This is a genomic window from Paraburkholderia sp. (genome assembly GCF_034668105.1).
Lineage (GTDB): Bacteria > Pseudomonadota > Gammaproteobacteria > Burkholderiales > Burkholderiaceae > Paraburkholderia.
In genome coordinates this window covers 1-2,851 of the sequence record NZ_JAXDPY010000040.1, presented here as the reverse complement: position 1 = coordinate 2,851, position 2,851 = coordinate 1, and the positions used below count along the sequence as shown (strand labels likewise).

3 protein-coding genes are annotated in these 2,851 nt (G+C 63.5%); all 3 read left to right on the top strand.

Going from position 1 to position 2,851, the window contains the following annotated elements; translation table 11 throughout:
• Positions 1-338: solute carrier family 23 protein (locus tag QOC89_RS02140; protein ID WP_323043510.1), on the top strand; the 338-nt coding region annotated here is incomplete at its 5' end.
• Positions 339-720: 382 nt separating this feature from the next.
• Positions 721-1,989 carry an EAL domain-containing protein gene (locus tag QOC89_RS02135; RefSeq protein ID WP_323043509.1) on the top strand — a complete coding sequence of 423 codons (1,269 nt, stop codon included), beginning with the start codon at positions 721-723 and terminating at the stop codon, positions 1,987-1,989.
• Between the two features lie 177 nt (positions 1,990-2,166).
• Positions 2,167-2,851 (top strand): copper homeostasis protein CutC (locus QOC89_RS02130; RefSeq protein WP_323043508.1); only part of this gene is annotated, 685 nt, incomplete at its 3' end.

Below are 2,851 nucleotides of genomic sequence, written 5' to 3'. Positions count from 1 at the left end.
TGTTTGTGATTGCGGCGGTTATTGCGCTCGTGTTGGGATTTTCGCCGAAGTTCGGGGCGGTGATTCAGACTATTCCGGGGCCGGTGCTGGGCGGCGTGTCGATCGTCGTTTGCGGTTTGATCGCGGTGACGGGCGCGCGGATTTGGGTCGTTAATAAGGTGGATTTCTCCGACAACCGGAATCTGATCGTTGCGGCGGTGACGCTGGTGCTTGGGGCTGGGGATTTCTCCTTGAAGCTGGGCGGGTTTGGGCTTGGTGGGATTGGGACTGCGACCTTCGGAGCGATTATTCTTTATGCCCTCCTGAGGAGGGAGCCGGCGCGGGGGCCGGTGGCTTGATGTTGGTTTTTTTGCCTGCGGCGTGGGGCTTTCCTTGGTTTGTTTGCCTGCGCGGCGCATAAGAGTCACGTGGCGCACGTGAGGCCGTAAGGCCGAAGTTTAGCCAGCCCGCGCGGCACGCCTTCTTCAGTTCGGCAGCGTCCAGCGAGCGCGTCAGCAAGTATCCCGCAAGGCAATGCACCGTAGCGGTGCGCGACGCGCCCACCGCCGGCGCATCGGCCCTTTCACCGGTGCAATCCTTTATGCAATTTTCAGTCGAATGTGCGCCAGCGTGCGCATGGAGCTTGCTTAACGTATATCGATGACGCACATTTTGAGAAACGGTGCCGAGGTTGTTCGCCTCCGCGTTCGGACCGGCCCGGCTCTCGCGTGAGAGGATTGCATGACGACTGCGCAACAGGAAAGAACGGCCAGCGCGCCGCATGGCTTCGATGTCGAGGTGACGTCGGGGCTCGAACGTTTCTCAGCGCAGCATGGCGAGCTGACGCTGACCAGCGTGTTTCAACCGATTTTCAGTCTCTCGCATATGCGGGCGGTCGGCTACGAGGGGCTGCTGCGCGCGCACGACGCGCTCGACCGTCCCGTGTCGCCACTCGACGTGTTCGGCGAGGCGGCGCGTCTGGGCGACGTGTTGCAAGTCGACCGGCTCGCCCAGACGCTGCATCTGGAGAACTTCAAGGTGCTCGGCGCCGAGCGGGAATGGCTGTTCCTGAATGTCCATCCCGGCGCGCTGACCGATCCGTATCTCGCCGCCGCGTTGCTGGCCAATCTCAAACGGCTCGATCTGTCGCCGCGGCGGATCGTGCTCGAGGTGCTCGAGCAACGCGCGGAGGACCTCGAACGTCTCGCCGAAGCGGTACGTCAGTTTCGGGAGCGCGGTTTCCTGATTGCCCTCGACGACTTCGGCGCGGGCCATTCGAATGTCGAGCGGATCTGGCAATTGAATCCCGATATCGTGAAGCTCGACCGCATCATGCTGTCGCACGCCGCGCATCGTGCGGATATGGCGACGATCCTGCCGGGGCTGGTGGCGTTGCTGCACGAAGCGGGCAAACTGGTGCTGATCGAAGGCGTGGAAACGGAGCATGAAGCGCAGATGGCGCTCGCCTGCGACGCCGACTTCGTACAAGGCTTTTTCTTCGGCCGACCCAATCCCGGTGCAGCCGATGCGGCGCACGCCACGACTTGCATCAGCGAAGTCACCGACCGTTATCGCGATCAGGCCGAAGCGCGCGAGCGCCGCAATGCGAGCCGCCTCGCACCGTACCTGCGAGCGTTCGAGCGCGCCGCTGAGCGGCTTGCCGCCGGCGAACCGCTTGAGGAGGTGTGCTGGAATTTCCTCGCGCTCGACCATGCCGCGCGCTGCTTCCTGCTCGACGCGAAGGGCAAGCAGGCGGGTCGCAACGTCGTACTGCGCGCCGATCGCGCGGCGCATGAAACGCGCTTTCTGCCGTTGGCCGATGCGCAAGGGGCGAACTGGCTGCGTCGTCCGTATTTCCGCGCGGCGATCAACGCGCCGGAGCGCGTGCATGTGACGCGTCCGTATCTGTCGATTAACGAGGCGTTGCCGTGCGTGACGCTCTCGGTGGCGACGCATGTCGGCGAGCAGACGTGCGTGCTGTGTGGCGATATCGACTGGGTTGAGGAATAGCGGTTCCGATAGTTTATTTCGCTAGGTACGCAGCGATGCTGGCGATTCAGATCGGAACGGTGAGCGGCGATTCCGATGTTTCGATCTGGAGGGTGAATAGCAATCCTGGTGATTCATATTGGGAGGGCGCGCGGCGTTCTGAGATCATGTCGTTTTTAACGACCCTCAGCCACGCCTATGTCCGTCCTGCTCGAAGTGATCGCCACGACCGTTGCCGATGCCCGCCTTGCAGCGCAGGCCGGTGCGAACCGTCTTGAACTCGTCACCGCGATGGGCGAGGGCGGTCTGACACCGAGTCTCGGGTTGATCGAAGCGGCGGTGGCCGCGGCGAGCATCCCCGTCAACGTCATCGTGCGGCCGCATAGCCGCTCGTTCGTCTACGACGCGGACGACTACGCCGTGATGCTGCGTGACGTGCGCGCCGTCAAGGCGGCCGGAGCGAACGGCGTGGTGATCGGCATGCTGACGGCGGACGGTGAGATCGACCGCGAAGGCCTGGCGCGCGCAATCGATGCGGCGGATGGTCTCGCCATCACCTTCCATCGTGCGTTCGACGAAACACGTGATCTACGAAAAGCGCTCGACGTGCTGCTCGGTTTCGATGCCGTGACAAATGTCCTGACCTCGGGTGGCAAACCTTCGGTACTGCAGGCGGAGTCGATCATGCGCGACCTGGTGCGGCAAGCGGCCGGGTCACATTGCACAGTGCTGGCGGGCGCGGGTTTGACGATCGGTGCAGTGGCCGGTTTCGTGAACGCGACGCAAGTTCAGGCGGTTCACTTCGGTTCGGGCGTACGGGTTGGCGGCAACGGACTCGCGCCCGTCGATGCGGCGAAAGTCGCGCAGGTGCGAGCGCTGCTGG

What these genes read in the sequence shown, in the direction of transcription:
- QOC89_RS02135 (WP_323043509.1), top strand. Translation starts at nt 721, where the DNA reads ATGACGACTGCGCAACAGGAAAGAACGGCCAGCGCGCCGCATGGCTTC.